The organism is Streptomyces sp. NPDC058646, assembly GCF_042716875.1.
Taxonomy (GTDB): domain Bacteria; phylum Actinomycetota; class Actinomycetes; order Streptomycetales; family Streptomycetaceae; genus Streptomyces.
On record NZ_JBHXRK010000003.1, the window covers coordinates 244,269 to 258,447 of the forward strand.

General features: G+C 72.5%; 12 protein-coding genes. 4 read left to right on the forward strand and 8 right to left on the reverse strand.

Annotated features, from left to right (window positions below; genetic code table 11):
- Positions 1 to 80: 80 nt before the first annotated feature.
- Together ACFWUZ_RS06165 and ACFWUZ_RS06170 are read left to right on the forward strand one after the other, a co-directional pair.
- Positions 81 to 941, forward strand: coding sequence for a TIGR03619 family F420-dependent LLM class oxidoreductase (locus ACFWUZ_RS06165; protein ID WP_384367828.1), 861 nt, complete (start codon positions 81 to 83; stop codon positions 939 to 941).
- A 66-nt stretch (positions 942 to 1,007) separates the two neighbouring features.
- A complete protein-coding gene (locus ACFWUZ_RS06170; RefSeq protein WP_384367831.1) occupies positions 1,008 to 1,640 on the forward strand; it encodes a hypothetical protein in 633 nt (210 codons plus the stop codon).
- Positions 1,641 to 1,745: 105 nt separating this feature from the next.
- Here the strand turns inward: ACFWUZ_RS06170 and ACFWUZ_RS06175 are convergent, their stop codons facing one another.
- Complete coding sequence (locus tag ACFWUZ_RS06175) at positions 1,746 to 2,024, reverse strand: hypothetical protein (protein ID WP_384367834.1); 279 nt, start codon at positions 2,022 to 2,024, stop codon at positions 1,746 to 1,748.
- Positions 2,025 to 2,156: 132 nt separating this feature from the next.
- Positions 2,157 to 3,716, reverse strand: a complete 1,560-nt coding sequence (locus tag ACFWUZ_RS06180) for an APC family permease (protein WP_384367837.1) — start codon at positions 3,714 to 3,716, stop codon at positions 2,157 to 2,159.
- A gap of 334 nt (positions 3,717 to 4,050) precedes the next feature.
- Here ACFWUZ_RS06180 and ACFWUZ_RS06185 point away from each other — a divergent pair, with 334 nt between their 5' ends.
- Positions 4,051 to 4,761: a hypothetical protein gene (locus ACFWUZ_RS06185; protein ID WP_384367840.1), complete on the forward strand. Its 711-nt coding sequence runs from the start codon at positions 4,051 to 4,053 to the stop codon at positions 4,759 to 4,761.
- 130 nt (positions 4,762 to 4,891) lie between these two features.
- Positions 4,892 to 5,980, forward strand: coding sequence for a DNA alkylation repair protein (locus tag ACFWUZ_RS06190; protein ID WP_384367843.1), 1,089 nt, complete (start codon positions 4,892 to 4,894; stop codon positions 5,978 to 5,980).
- 177 nt (positions 5,981 to 6,157) lie between these two features.
- Here ACFWUZ_RS06190 and ACFWUZ_RS06195 read toward each other — a convergent pair whose 3' ends face one another.
- The 6 genes from ACFWUZ_RS06195 to ACFWUZ_RS06220 form a co-directional block, all read right to left on the reverse strand.
- Positions 6,158 to 7,618, reverse strand: a complete 1,461-nt coding sequence (locus ACFWUZ_RS06195) for an aldehyde dehydrogenase family protein (protein ID WP_384367846.1) — start codon at positions 7,616 to 7,618, stop codon at positions 6,158 to 6,160.
- On the reverse strand, positions 7,615 to 9,522 hold the full coding sequence (locus ACFWUZ_RS06200) for an amidohydrolase family protein (protein ID WP_384368088.1): 1,908 nt from the start codon (positions 9,520 to 9,522) through the stop codon (positions 7,615 to 7,617). Before ACFWUZ_RS06200 ends, ACFWUZ_RS06195 begins: the two co-directional genes overlap by 4 nt.
- A complete protein-coding gene (locus ACFWUZ_RS06205) occupies positions 9,519 to 10,640 on the reverse strand; it encodes an LLM class flavin-dependent oxidoreductase (protein ID WP_384367849.1) in 1,122 nt (373 codons plus the stop codon). The genes ACFWUZ_RS06200 and ACFWUZ_RS06205 overlap by 4 nt, the downstream gene beginning before the upstream one ends.
- 119 nt (positions 10,641 to 10,759) lie before the next feature.
- Positions 10,760 to 11,545: an SDR family NAD(P)-dependent oxidoreductase gene (locus ACFWUZ_RS06210; protein ID WP_384367852.1), complete on the reverse strand. Its 786-nt coding sequence runs from the start codon at positions 11,543 to 11,545 to the stop codon at positions 10,760 to 10,762.
- Positions 11,546 to 11,554: 9 nt separating this feature from the next.
- Positions 11,555 to 12,502, reverse strand: a complete 948-nt coding sequence (locus ACFWUZ_RS06215) for a TIGR03619 family F420-dependent LLM class oxidoreductase (RefSeq protein WP_384367855.1) — start codon at positions 12,500 to 12,502, stop codon at positions 11,555 to 11,557.
- A gap of 432 nt (positions 12,503 to 12,934) precedes the next feature.
- Positions 12,935 to 13,759 carry a hypothetical protein gene (locus ACFWUZ_RS06220; RefSeq protein WP_384367858.1) on the reverse strand — a complete coding sequence of 275 codons (825 nt, stop codon included), beginning with the start codon at positions 13,757 to 13,759 and terminating at the stop codon, positions 12,935 to 12,937.
- Positions 13,760 to 14,179: the final 420 nt, after the last annotated feature.

The window sequence follows — 14,179 nt, forward strand, 5'->3', positions numbered from 1 at the left end:
GCCCCGGCTGACGCACCCTCAACAAATGCGGCCGCAGACCGTACCGTGGCGGGTCCCACGTCTCGGAGGTGTCAGGACCCATGCGGATCGCCGCGACCATCTTCCTCACCGACCGCACCGTCTCCCCCGTCCGTCTCGCCCGGAGCCTCGAAGAGCGGGGCTTCTCCGGCCTGTACCTCCCGGAGCACACCCACATCCCGGTCTCCCGCGACACCGCCGCCCCCATGGGCGGCGACCTCCCGGAGATGTACGGGCGCACCCTCGACCCCTTCGTGGCCCTCGGCCAGGCCGCCGCCGTGACCGAGCGGCTGACCATCGGCACCGGGATCACCCTGGTCGCCCAGCACGACCCGATCGGCCTCGCCAAGCAGGCCGCCACCCTCGACCACCTCTCCGGCGGCCGCCTCACCCTCGGCATCGGCTACGGATGGAACGTGGAGGAGGCCGCCGACCACGGCGTCGAGTGGCGCACCCGCCGCGAACTGGTCCGCGACCGGATGGCGTTGATGCGCGCCCTGTGGGCCCCCCAGCCCACCGCGTACGTCGGCCAGTACTCCTCCGTCCAGGCGAGCGCCGCCTACCCGAAGCCGGTCCAGGCCCCGCGCGAACTCGGCCCCGGCGCACCCCTGTACGGGCCCCGCACCCTGGTCGGCGGCGCGGCCGGACCGAAGCTCTTCGCCGCCGTCGCCGACCACGCCGACGGCTGGCTGCCCATCGGGGGCGGCGGGCTCAGCGAGTCCCTGCCGGTGCTGCGCCAGGTCTGGGAGACCGCCGGACGCGACCCGAAGTCCCTCCAGGTGGTCCCGTACGCCGTCCGGCCCACCCCCGGCAAGATCAGCCACTACGCCGACCTCGGCATCGAGGAAGTGGTCCTCCAACTCCCTTCGGCCGCCGAGCCGGAGGTCCTGCGCACCCTGGACGACTTCGCGCAGTACCTCTGACCTGCGGCGCGCCGCGCCTGCGTAGGGTGGGCGGTGCAAGCGCGGGCGGCAGGAGGGGGATCGGGCATGGGGCCGGACAAGGGCGGGGAGCGGACAGCCGGACGGGCGGGGAACTCGCTGTGCTGGGCCGTGGCGGTCACGGGGGCGGCGACGGCGGGCGGGTTCCTCGCCCAGTACCCCTACGGCCTGTCCTTCGTCGGCGTACTGCTCGTGCTTGCCGCGGCCGGTATCGGCTCGGCCGTCGCGGGCGCCTTCTGGAACCGGGCCGGAGCCGCGACCGTCATCGGCTTCGGGTCCATGGCACTGGGCCTGTTCGCCGGCCCGAGCCTGTCCGAGGTGTACACGAAGCAGCTCGGCGAGCGGGTCCCCGCCGTGGTCGTGGAGACCGGGGAGCGGACCGATTCCGACGGGGACGGCCTGGCCTGGTGCCGGGTGGCCGATGCCTCGGGCCGGGTCCGGGAGCTGAGCCAGCAGCAGAACTGCTTCGGTGACTTCGAGGAAGGCCGGAGCGTCGTCCTCTTCGAGGACCCGATCGGCCTGCTGGAACCGCGGATGGAGGCCACGGGCCACCGCACCGTCGCCCTCCTGGGCCCGGCCGTCAGCGGCGGGCTCCTCGTGCTGATCGGCGGCACGGTGTTCTCCGCCGGCCTGCGGCGCCGCTCCGACGCGGAGGTCGCCGAGAGGCGCCGCCACCGGTAGGGCCCGGCCCGGCGGCGGGCAGCCTCCGAGTGACGGCGGGACCGGCCGCGCCCGGTCCCGGAAACCGGCCTACCCGTCCGCCGGGAGCCGGGCCCGGGAGGGGGTTCAGCTGACCGTCGGGGTCTTGGGGAGGCCCGCGGCGAGGGCGGAGCCCGCTCCGGCGAGGGAGCTGTCGGCGGTCCCGGCGGCGGCGGTGGTCACCTCGACCGCCGTCTTCGTGTCCTGGACCGCCTGGCCCGGGTTGTCGACGATCTCGGTGACGCGCTGGGTGATCGGGGGGCCCTGGATGGCGGGCTCGTCGGCGTGCGCGGCGACGGGGGTGAGTGCGAGGGCGGCGCCGCCGGTGAGGACCAGGGCGGAGAGGGTGCGCTTCATGGCATTCATGCCCCGCCCAACGATCCCCCCGCACCCGGGTCACTACGGCGTCAGCAGGACGCCCCGCGGGAACGCGGGCGGCCCCGGATCGGGGGATCGATCCGGGGCCGCGGGCGTGACACAGCGGGTGGGGCGTACGGGTCAGTCCTCGACCACCAGGGCCGGGGTGGACTTCGTCAGGACCTCGCCGCGGAAGAAGGCCGGGCTGCGGCGTTCGGTGACGAGCATGACGACCAGGCCGAGGGCCAGCAGGCCGACGCCGATGACGAAGACGCTGCCGACTCCGAGGACGGTGGAGCCGGATCCGTAGGACGGGTTCCACATGTCGATGAGGGTCTTGAAGAAGACCGTGGCCAGCAGCAGCCCGCCCAGGAGCGGGAAGACTCCCTTGAAGAAGAGGTCGCGGGCGGAGCGGCGCAGCTCGGCACGGAAGTACCAGGCGCAGGCGAAGGCCGTCAGCGAGTAGTAGAAGCAGATCATCAGGCCGAGCGCGAAGATCGTGTCGGTCAGGACGTTCTCACTGACGAGGGTCATCACCGTGTAGAAGACGCCGGTGGCGACGCCCGCCATGACGGTGGCGCGGCCGGGGGTCTTGAACTTCGGGTGGACCTTGGCGTACGAGGGCGGCAGGGCCTCGTAGGTCGACATGGCGAGGACGGTGCGGGCCACCGGGATGAAGGTGGTCTGCAGGGACGCGGCGGCGGAGGCCAGTACGGCGACGAAGAGCAGGATGCCGAGCAGCGGGCCCATGACCGGGCCGGCGAGGGCCGCGAAGACGTTGTCGGAGGTCTCCTCGTTGGCGAGGCCGAGGCCGGTGCCGCCCGAGCCGACGGCCATCTGGGCGGCGATTCCGGTGGCCAGGTAGGAGCCGACCAGGACGACCATCGCGATGAGCGAGGCGCGGCCGGGGGTCTTGGCGGAGCCGGTGGTCTCCTCGTTGGTGGCCAGGCACGCGTCCCAGCCCCAGTACATGAAGATCGAGAGGGAGAGACCGGCGGTGAAGGCCGCCATGGACTCGACCGCGAAGGGGTTCATCCAGGACCAGGAGAAGTCCAGGCCGGTGTCGAAGGTGCCGGCGGACGCCTTCTGGAAGGCCATCGCGACGAAGAGGGCGAGGACGACGAGCTGGAGGCCGACCAGGGCGTACTGGACGCCCTTGGTGGCGGTCATGCCTCGGTAGCTGATGGCGGTCGCGAGGGCGACGAGGGTGAGGCAGGTGGCGATGTGGACGAGCTTGTTGTCGTCCAGGGCGGAGATCGAGGGGTTGTTCGTGATCTCGCCGGCCAGCAGCCAGAAGTAGGAGGTGGCGACGCCCGCCAGGTTGGACAGCACGATGATCGTGGCGATCACCAGGCCCCAGCCGCACATCCAGCCGATCCGCGGGCCGAAGGCCTTGACGGTCCAGGTGAAGGAGGTGCCGCAGTCCGGTACGGCCTTGTTGAGCTCGCGGTAGGCGAAGGCGACCAGGAGCATCGGGAGGAAGCCGGCGAGGAAGATCGCGGGCATCTGCATGCCGACCTCGCCGGCCGTGGAGCCGAGCGTCGAGGTCAGGCAGTAGACGGGGGCGACGGTGGAGATACCGATGACGGCGCTTCCCACCAGCCCGACGGACCCCTTGCCGAGTCCCTTGCCGCGAACATCGCCCTCGGCGACGCCGCTTACCGTGTCTCCGACCTGAGGCCGGACGTCCAGCTGTGTCATGGGTCAGGACGTTAGACGCTGCGCATTCCACATCTGGAGGGTTCAGGTCCGGAACCGGAGGCCCGGGAAGGCCTTTGAATGGCGAGATCGATATCGTTCACGATCACGTAATACAAGGTTCACGCGGCGATGCATCCACGGTTCGGCAGGCTCCAGCCGAAGGCTTTCGCCATACGGAAACCGCAGCCATGTCCGTTTTGAGCGTTTTCAAAGTTTCCCTCGTGACTTTGCGGCGACCACCGGTAACCGCCCCTCGGACAGGTTTGCCGCGGACATGATCACCGGCCTAGAGTCACGGCCGTTCAAGGTCATTTACGGGGGAGACACCGCGCACATGCGTACCAGAACACTGACCGCCGCGGCCACGGCCGTCGCCGCCCTGCTCACCCTCACCGCCTGCGGAGGCGGTGAGAACCCGGCCCTCGGCGGCATCGGCGCCGGCGGGGACACCAGTGCCGGTGCCGGCTCGGGCGGCGGCGCCGCCGGCACGGGCGACGGCGGCCCGCACGAGGGCACCCTGGAGAACCCCACGAAGAACGGCGGGGTCAACGGGAACGCCCCCAAGAACGGGACCGCGTTCCAGCAGCTCCCCAAGGCCGGCACCATCGCGGCCGCCGCGCGCTTCGTCAACGGCCACACCAGGTGCACCGAGATCAGCACGACGGAGAGCGGCTACAAGTACTGGGAGGAGGACGCCAAGTACGACGAGAAGACCTGGTCGGTCGTCGAGCGCGGCAGCTGCGACAGCGGCGACACCCGCATCTTCATGATCAAGGACCCCAAGGCCTTCCAGGCCGCCTTCAAGGCCGAGTCCGACAGGCGGTACAAGGAGACCGACGGGGGCGGCAACCCCAGCAGCGGGGTCGTCATGGGCCAGGACTTCACCGTCGGCTCCGTCCGCTCGACCGCGCGGGCCGCCCTGCTGAAACCGCAGGCCGGACTGCTGATGCTGAACTGCCACCCGGAATTCAAGGCGCCGAGCGGCTTCCGGAAGGAACCGGCCCTGGTGAAGGGCTGCGTCCTCACCGACTACTACAAGGACTGAGCCACGGCCCCGGCGCAGCGGCACCCGCCGGGGTCGGCCCCCGGGGTCGGGCCGCCGGGGTCCGCCCGCCGGAAGACGGGCACCGGAAGACGCCCGCCGGAAACGGGCGCTCGTCCGCGAGACTGGTCCCATGCCCACGGCCGATGAGCTCCTCAGTGCGGAAACCGTCACCACCCTGGCCCGACTGCTCGCCCGGGCGGGCGGCCGGGCGACCGCGCCCGCCCTGCGCGCCCGCGCCGTCGCGCTCGACGGGCTGACGTACAGCGGCCGCGTCGGCGCCGTCCGCGACGCCGTGCTCGCCGACCTTCCCGCGGACTGGCCGGGCTTCGAGGCCGTCGTGCGCACCGCCCTGGCCGACCCTGACTTCGCGGGATGGATGACCTTCCCCGTCAACGAGGCCGTCGCCGTCCGCGGGCTGGAGGTGTTCGAACCCGGGCTGGCCCTCCTGCACGACCTCACCCCCCGGCTGACCGCCGAATCCGCCGTACGGCCCTTCCTGCGCGCCGACCCGGCCCGCGCGCTGGCCGTCGTACGGGACTGGACGGCCGATCCGGACCCGCACGTACGCCGCCTCGCCAGCGAGGGCACGCGGCCCCGGCTGCCGTGGGCCCCGCAGCTGCCCGCCTTCGTCGCCGATCCGCGCCCCGCCCTGCCGGTGCTGGACGCGCTCTACCGCGACGGGTCCGAGTACGTCCGCCGCTCCGTCTCCAACCACCTCAACGACATCAGCCGCGACCACCCCGCGCTCGCCGTCGGGACGGCGGCCCGCTGGCTGGCCGATGCCACGGACACGACGGACCGCGTCGTGCGGCACGGACTGCGCACGCTGGTCAAGGCCGGGCGGCCGGAGGCGCTGACCCTGCTCGGACACGCCCCGGACGTGCCCGTCACCGTGCGCGGGCCGGTGGTCGTCACCCCGCGGGTCACCGTCGGGGAGTACCTCGTCTTCGACTACGCGGTCACCAACACCGGCGTGCTCCCGGCCGAGCTGGTCATCGACTACGTCGTGCACCACACGAAGGCGAACGGCAGCCGCAGCCCCAAGGTCTTCAAGCTCGTGACCCGCCCGCTGGCCGCCGGCGAAACCCTTGCCGGCACCAAGCGCCACTCCTTCAAGCCGATCACCACCCGCCGCTACCACTCCGGCGAGCACCTGGTGCAGCTCCAGGTCAACGGACGGGTCCGCGGTGAAGCCGTTTTTTCGCTGGACGCCCCCTGACCCACGGGAAGCCCTCCCCTCCGCATGACCTGCGGCATCGAGCGCCCCGAAGACGTACGCCGGGGTCAGCGAGGGCGACCGGGCGTTCGCCGCAGCGCTCGGACCGAGCCGCAAGACAGGTGACGGGGCCCGGGGGCGGCCGGCTCCGGTCGGGCCGTCCCCGGTGAGCGCCCCGCCTCAGCCCGTCCAGACGATCGACTGGATCTCGCTGTAGGCGTGCAGGGCGTACGAGCCCACGTCGCGGCCCACCCCCGAGCGCTTGAAGCCGCCGAACGGGGCCTCCATGTTCCGGCCGATGGTGTTCACGCCCACCCCGCCCGCCCGCAGCCGCCGCGCCACGCGGAACGCGCGCGCCGAGTCCCCGGACCAGACGTAGCTGATCAGGCCGAAGTCGCTGTCGTTGGCCAGTGCGACGGCCTCCTCCTCGTCCCCGTCGAAGGGGACGACCACCACGACCGGGCCGAAGATCTCCTCGCGCACCACCCGCATGTCGTTCGTGCAGTCCACCAGCAGGGTCGGGGCGACGTAGAAGCCCTTGCCGTCGGCCCGCACCGCCGGGCGGTCGCCGCCCACCGCGATCCGGGCGCCCTCCTTCCGGCCCAGCTCGATGTAGGACTCCACCCGGTCGCGGTGCGCCGCCGAGATCACCGGGCCGACCACCGTGCCGGCCGCCGCGGGCTCGCCGACCTTCATGAAGGCCAGGTAGCCGGTCAGCTTCTGGATCAGCTGCCCGTACACCGACCGGTGCGCGATCACGCGGGTCGGCGCGGTGCAGATCTGTCCGGAGTAGAAGGAGAAGGTGGTGCCGATGCCCATCACGGCCGCGTCCAGGTCGGCGTCCTCCAGGACGATCGCCGCGCCCTTGCCGCCCAGTTCCATCAGCTGCCGCTTCATCGTCCGGCCGCACACCTCGGCGATGCGCTGCCCCACCGCCGTGGAACCGGTGAAGGACACCATGTCCACGTCCGGGGAGTCCACGGCCGCCTCGCCGACCTCCACCGACCGCCCGTTCACGACGTTCACCACGCCCGGGGGCACCCCCGCCTCCGCGAGGGCCTCGGCCATCTTGAACACCGACAGCGGGTCCTGCGGGGCGGGTTTGACCAGCACCGTGTTGCCCATGGCGAGTGCCGGGGCCACCTTGCCGGCCGGGTTCGCCCACGGGTTGTTGTACGAGGTGATGCAGGTGACCACGCCGACCGGCTGGCGCACCTCCAGCGCGCCCAGGACGCTCGCCTTCCCCATCGGGCCGGCCTCGGTGACCTGCGGCGGGAGGCCCTTCTCGACGGGTTCGAGGGCTCCGCGCGCGTACCGGCGGAACCGGGCCGCGCCCACCCCGACCTGCATGCCCCGGGCGATGCCGGTCGGGGCGCCGGTCTCGGCCCGGGCGAGGGCGGTCCAGGGCTCGTGCTCGCGCTGGATGATGTCGGCGGCCCGGTCCAGGATCGCGGCCCGCTCCTGCGGCCGCGTACGGGACCACGCGCCGAAGGCCTCGGCCGCGGCGCGCGCCGCCTGGGCGACCTGCGCCGGTGAGGCCTCGGGCGCGAGCCCGACCACCGACTCGTCCGCCGGGTCGACCACCTCGTAGTGGCCGCCCTCCGGCTCCACCCACTCGCCGCCGATCCAGAGCTTGCTCACCGCGTGCTCACCGTCCTCGTGTCCCGGCCCGACCGCAGCACGGTCCCCGGCATCGCGCCCGTCACCTCGTCGTCGCGGACGGTCTCCACGCCGTTGACCCGTACGGAGACGATCCCGACGGCGCGCGCGTCCAGCCTCGGGCTGTTCCCGGGCAGGTCGTGGACCAGCGTCGCGGGGCCCGCCTCGATGCGCTCCGGGTCGAAGAGGACCAGGTCCGCGTGGTAGCCCTCGGCGATCCGGCCGCGTTCGCGGAGGCCGAACAGCTGGGCCGGGTCGTCGGTGAGCATCCGTACCGCCTGCTCCAGCGGCACCAGCTTGCGGCCGCGCAGGCAGTCCCCGAGGAAGCGGGTCGTGTACGGGGCCCCGCACATCCGGTCCAGGTGCGCGCCCGCGTCGGAGCCGCCGAGCATGACGTCCTCGTGCTGCCAGGTCTCCTGGCGCAGGGCCCAGCTCGCCGGGTCGTTGTCGGTGGGCATCGGCCACAGCACCGTGCGCAGGTCGTCGTTGGCGCAGATCTCCACCAGGCAGTGAAAGGGGTCCTGGCCGCGTTCGGCCGCGATGTCGCGCACGACGCGGCCGGAGAGGCCCTCGTTCTCCTTGCTGTACGTGTCACCGATGACGTAGCGCCCGAAGTCGGCGAGGCGGCGGAAGACGCCGGCCTCCTTGCTGTCGGCGCGGCGCAGCATCTCGGCCCGTACGTCCGCGTCGCGGAGCTCGGCGATCCGCTCGGGTACGGGCAGGGCGAGGACCTCGCCCCAGCCGGGGATGAGGTTGAGCGCGCAGAACGTGCCGAGGGACATGTTCATGGGGGTGAGGATCGGCATCGTGAGGGCGACGATCCGGCCTCCCGCCTCGCGGGCCCGTTCGCTGGGGATCAGCTGGCGGGGCACCCGCTCGGGTACGGAGGCGTCGATGGTGAGGACGTTCCAGTTGAGCGGGCGGCCCGCGGCCGCGCTCATGTCGACGAAGAGGTCGATCTCCTCGTCGGAGAACTGATCGAGGCAGCCCGCGACGATGGCTTCGAGCTGGGTGCCCTCGTGTTCGGCGACGGCCCGGGACAGGGCGAGGAGTTCGGCGGGCTTCGCGTGGCGGGAGGCGACGGGGTCGCCGGAGCCGTCGGAGTGGGTGGAGGACTGGGTGGTGGACAGGCCCCAGGCGCCGGCGTCCATGGCGTCGTGGAGAAGGTCGAGCATCTCCTGGAGCTGCTCGGGGGTGGGCTGGCCGCCGACGGCCGCCTCGCCCATGACGTGGCGGCGCAGCGCGCAGTGACCGACCATGAAGCCGGCGTTCACGGCGATCCGCCCCTCCAGGGCGTCGAGGTACTCGCCGAAGGTGGACCAGGTCCAGTCGACGCCCTCCTCCAGCGCCGTGAGGGCCATGCCCTCGACCTTGCTCATCATGCGGCGCGTGTAGTCGGCGTCCTCCGGCCGGGCCGGGTTGAGCGGGGCCAGGGTGAAACCGCAGTTGCCGCCGGCGACGGTGGTCACGCCGTGGTTCATGGAGGGGGTGGCGTACGGGTCCCAGAAGAGCTGGGCGTCGTAGTGCGTGTGCGGGTCGACGAAGCCGGGGGTGAGGACGAGGCCGGTGGCGTCCTCGCCGGTACGGGCGGGTTCGGTGACGGTGCCGGGGGCTCCGACGGCGACGATCCGGCCGTCGCGGATGCCGACGTCGGCGACGCGGGCGGGGGCGCCGGTGCCGTCCACGACGGTCGCGCCCTTGATCAGGTGGTCGAGCATGACGTCCCTTCTCCGTTGGGTCGCGGTACGGGTAGCGGTACGGGTCGCCGCACGCGCCGTCGTCCCGCGAGCGCGGACCCGCGCGCCCCGGCCGGGGGCCGCCCCGGCCGGGGCCTGTGCGGGGCGGCGGTCCGGGAAGACGCCGCCCCCGTCATGCCGCCGGGTCAGGCGGCCTCGCGGAAGCGGGTGGTGCGGTGCACCGGGTCGGTGTCGATGTGCGGGATCACGTGCTCGCCGATGAGCTTGATGGTGGTCATCGTGTCCTCGTACGACACCCCGGTCGGCAGGCCGAAGGACAGCTGGTCCGCCCCGGCCTGCTCCCAGCGCTTGCACTGGGCGCGGACCTCGGAGGGGTCGCCGCAGATCAGCAGCTCCTCCGCGATCAGCAGCTCGATGATCTCCGCGTTGTACTCGGGCAGGGTCTCGGGCCACTGCGGGATCGCCTCGGGCCGCGGGAAGGTGTCGTGGTAGCGGAAGACCAGCGACTGGAAGCGGTTCATGTTGGCGTTGACGGCTATCTCGACGGCCTTGTCGTGGGTCTCGGCGCAGATCGCGGTCGAGGTGACCATGACGTTGTCGTTGACGAAGGCGCCGATGGCCTCGGCTTCCTGGATGGCCGTCTTGTACTGCTCCAGCACCCATTCCATGTCGGAGACCTTCTGGACGCTGAAGCCGAGGACGCCGAGGCCCTTCCTGGCGGCCATCGCGTACGAGGAGGGGGAGCCGGCGGCGTACCACATGGCCGGGTGGGCCTTGCCGTACGGCTTGGGGAAGACCTTGCGCGGGGGCAGCGACCAGTGCTTGCCCTGGAACCCCTCGTACTCCTCCTGGAGGAACATCTTGGGGAACTCGGCGATGGTCTCTTCCCAGATCTCCTTGGTGTGGTTCATGTCCGTGATGCCGGGCATGAAGCCGAGGATCTCGTGGCTGCCCGCACCGCGTCCGGTGCCGAACTCGAAACGGCCCTTGGAGAGGTGGTCGAGCATGGTGACCTTCTCGGCCACCTTGACCGGGTGGTTCACCGGGGCCAGCGGGTTGAAGATCCCGGAGCCGAGGTGGATGCGCTCGGTGGCGGCGGCGAGGTAGCCGAGGAACACCTCGTTCGCCGACAGGTGCGAGTACTCCTCCAGGAAGTGGTGCTCGGAGGCCCAGGCGTACTTGAAGCCGGACGTGTCGGCCTGGATGACGTACTCGGTCTCCTCGACCAGCGCCTTGTGCTCTGCCTCGGGGTCGACCCTGGACCGCGCCTCAGGCACGTATCCCTGCACGAAGAGCCCGAATTCCAAGGGGGTTCACCGTCCTTCGTTTTCTGACGTTGCGTCAGATTTGATGTCTCGACTGTTCCACCGCGGAGGCGGGAGCGTCAATACCTGACACTCCATCAGATGACCTCGGGGGTGCCGGCTCAGAGGATGCTGACGCCGGCCATCCAGCCGCCGTCGATGACGAACGGCTGGCCGGTGATGTACGAGGAGTCCTCGCTGGTCAGGAAGAGGGCCAGCCTGGCCACCTCCTCCGGCCGCCCCACCCGCCCCATCGGCACGACCCGCTTGTACAGCTCCGCCATCACGTCCCGCGCCTCGTCGCTCATCCCGGCCGGATCCAGCAGGCCCGGATTGGCCATCGGGGTGTCCACGGCCCCCGGGCACATCGCGTTGACCCGGATCCCCTTCGCGGCCAGCTCCAGCGCGGCCACCCGGGTCAGGCCGACGACGGCCGCCTTGGTCGCGGCGTACGAGCCGACGTACGCCATGCCCGTCAGGCCGGTGTACGAGGAGGTGTTGACGATCGTGCCGCCGCCGGACGCCTCGATCTCCGGGGCCACGGACTTGATGCCGAGGAAGGCGCCGACCTGGTTGACCTGGACCACCTGCTGGAACTCCTCCAGCGGGGTCGCGGTCAGCTCGTTGAAGCGCAGGATGCCCGCGTTGTTGACCAGGCCGTCGACCCGGCCGAAGGCCTCCTTCGCGGCGGCGACCGCACCCGCCCAGTCCTCCTCGCGGCCCACGTCCATCCGCACGTACCGGGCCCGGTCCCCGCCGATCTCCTTCGCCACGGCCGCGCCCTGCTCGTCCAGCACGTCCCCGAGGAGCACCCTGGCCCCCTCGGCGGCGAAGAGGCGCGCCTCCTGCTCGCCCTGACCGCGCGCCGCACCCGTGATGATGACGACCCGCCCGTCCAGCTTGCCCATGCCGTACTCCTAGTCGTTGAGGTGCGGGGCGACCTCGGCGCCGAACGCGGCGATCTGGTCCACGAGTTCGGCCCGGTCGCGGCTGCGGAAGCGGACCTGGATCTGGTCGACCCCGAGCGCCTTGTACTCCCGCAGGGACTCGGCGAGCGCCTGCGCCTTGCCGGTGAGCGCCCGGCGGCCGGTGTCCCAGCCGGGCTCGCCGACGTACAGCACCTCGGTGATCGCCCCGAACTCGACGGGGTCCCCGATCCCCGCCGCCGCGCGCAGCTCCTTGATGCGGGCGATCTGCGCCGGGAGCCGCTCGCGCGGGTCCCCCTGCGGAAGCCAGCCGTCCCCGCGCAGGGCCGCACGGCGCACGGCGGGGCCCGAGGAGCCGCCGACCCAGACGGGGATCCGCTCCTGGGCGGGGCGGGGCAGCTGCCCGAGGTCCTTGAAGGAGAACAGCTCGCCCTCGAACTCCGGGTACTCCTCGGCCCCCAGGGCGACCCGCAGCGCGTCCAGGGTCTCGTCCAGCACGGCCCCGCGGCGTGCGAAGTCCGCCCCCAGGACCTCGAACTCCTCCTGGACGTGCCCGGCACCGACACCGAGGATCAGGCGGCCGCCGGAGAGGTGGTCGAGGGTGGCGTACTGCTTGGCGCTGATCAGGGGGTGACGCAGGCCGAGGACCGCGACGTGGCTGAGCAGCCGCACCCGTCCGGTGATGCCGGCCAGGAACGACAGGGTGGCCACCGGGTCGTACCAGACCGTGCTCATGGGGCCGGCGAGCCGCCGCGGGATCGCCACGTGGTCGCAGGTGGCGAGGTATCCGAAGCCCGCCCGATCGGCGGCCCGTGCCACCTCGGCGAGATCGGCGGCCGTCGCCGACGCCTCCCAGGGCTCGGCGTAGATGGTGCTCTGCGACTGGACCGGGAGCTGCATCCCGTAGGCCAGCCGCCCTTCGGTGAACACGCGCGCCATGCCGGGCCCGCCTCGCCTTCGTCTGCCGATTCGTCATACCGGTGCCGGGCCATCGTCGTAGCTGACGGACCGTCAGGCAAGGGGTCGGCGCCACCGGGCGGAACCATGTGCCGAGCGCGCCGGACGCGCCGGCCGCGGCGGACGGGCCGTACGGGACGGCGGTGCCGGACGCGGGCAGGGGAATCCTTCGGGGCTCCCGTCCCGTCCACCGTGCGCTCGCCGGGGCCGGCCGGTTCCCCGTACGCCCCCCTCGTGCGGGCACGCCGGGGCCGAACGGACGGCGCGTGCGCCGCCACCACGTCCCCCGGGCGGGGGGAGGCGAGCGGGTGCGGGTCCTTCCTGGATCTCAGGCCGTGGCCATGTCCGGAAGCACCGGCCCGGGCTCCTGGCTGCTCGGGAGGAAGCCGGGGGGACGCGGGCGATCCGTCGGGATCAGAATCCTTGCGGGCCCATCACGATGACCGGCTTCGCCGCCGGGTCGAGGGTCTCCAGGACCTTCTGCATCGCCTGCTTCGGGATCCCGACGCAGCCCTGCGAAGGCCCGTCGTGGTCCACGTGGAGCCAGATGTTGCCGCCCTTGGCCTCGCCCTCCGGCTTGGCCGGATCCAGCGGGGAGCGGCCCGGCCGGCGGTTGAAGTCGATGGCGACCACGTAGTCGAAGGACCCGGCCAGGGACTCGCCGTTCACCCCCCGGCCCGTCGCGACGAAGGAGCCGTCCTTGTCGTACGGGAGCCTCGTGCCGGGCGGCGCGGACAGCAGGCCGCCCGCGTCGGTCAGGGCGAAGACGCCCTGCGGCGAGGTCAGGTCGCCGTATGTCCGCTCCGTGGACCAGCCCTTGGCCCCGTTGCGGGCAGGCCAGCTCTCCGCCCGTACCCAGTCGGCCCCGGCCGCGGGACGGGTGTAGAGGGTCGCGGTGGACTCCGAGGAGTCCTTCGCCTTGCCGGTGACCAGGATGAGCTGGCGGGACTCCACCGGGATCCTGGCCCTGGTCTGCTCGCTGATGCCCGTCAGCCCCTGCATGACGTCCCGCGGGGCGTCCCGCGCGGCACGGTCCCTGGCCGGCGGACGGGCGTCCGAACGGGCCTGCAACGCGGCGCCCGAGGCCCCGTCCGGGTCCTGGGCGGCGTACAGCCACCCCGCCCCGAGGGTCATCAGGCCGAGGGTGGCGGCGAGGGCCGCGCGACGGGACGGACGCGGCGTGCGCGTCGTACGGGGCCTGCGCGGCCACGGGGAGCGGGCTCGGGCGTGCTTGCTCATTGGACCGACCGTACAGCAGCCGATCTTCCCTGTGGCTGAGCGCTGCCCTGCCGCCGGGTGTCCGCCGCAGGAAAACGGAGCCGCACCGTCAGCCCGGCCCCCTCCCCCGGGGTGTGCCGGCGTTCCGCGCGCCGCCGGAAGGGCTCCAGGAGCCGCAGGCCATCGACCGGACGGATCACCGGACCGGTGTTCGACACCGTCAGCACCCCGTCGGCGGAGGTGGCCTCCCCTGGGTGGTCCCCCTCTGGGCGGTCACCGGCGGCTTCGGGCCACCCTGGTCATCGGCACCCCGGCGGGCCCCTACCCGGCGGGGCGCGCGGCCCGTCCCTCCCCCACGCCGGCACCGGGGCGGCGGGGCAGCGGGCGGAACCGGGCGGGTGCGGCTGCATCGGATCGGGTGCAGCCCCGTCCCCCGGGAGC

What these genes read in the sequence shown, in the direction of transcription:
- ACFWUZ_RS06165 (WP_384367828.1), top strand. Translation starts at nt 81, where the DNA reads ATGCGGATCGCCGCGACCATCTTCCTCACCGACCGCACCGTCTCCCCC.
- ACFWUZ_RS06170 (WP_384367831.1), top strand. Translation starts at nt 1,008, where the DNA reads ATGGGGCCGGACAAGGGCGGGGAGCGGACAGCCGGACGGGCGGGGAAC.
- ACFWUZ_RS06175 (WP_384367834.1), bottom strand. Translation starts at nt 2,024, where the DNA reads ATGAATGCCATGAAGCGCACCCTCTCCGCCCTGGTCCTCACCGGCGGC.
- ACFWUZ_RS06180 (WP_384367837.1), bottom strand. Translation starts at nt 3,716, where the DNA reads ATGACACAGCTGGACGTCCGGCCTCAGGTCGGAGACACGGTAAGCGGC.
- ACFWUZ_RS06185 (WP_384367840.1), top strand. Translation starts at nt 4,051, where the DNA reads ATGCGTACCAGAACACTGACCGCCGCGGCCACGGCCGTCGCCGCCCTG.
- ACFWUZ_RS06190 (WP_384367843.1), top strand. Translation starts at nt 4,892, where the DNA reads ATGCCCACGGCCGATGAGCTCCTCAGTGCGGAAACCGTCACCACCCTG.
- ACFWUZ_RS06210 (WP_384367852.1), bottom strand. Translation starts at nt 11,545, where the DNA reads ATGGGCAAGCTGGACGGGCGGGTCGTCATCATCACGGGTGCGGCGCGC.
- ACFWUZ_RS06215 (WP_384367855.1), bottom strand. Translation starts at nt 12,502, where the DNA reads ATGGCGCGCGTGTTCACCGAAGGGCGGCTGGCCTACGGGATGCAGCTC.
- ACFWUZ_RS06220 (WP_384367858.1), bottom strand. Translation starts at nt 13,759, where the DNA reads ATGAGCAAGCACGCCCGAGCCCGCTCCCCGTGGCCGCGCAGGCCCCGT.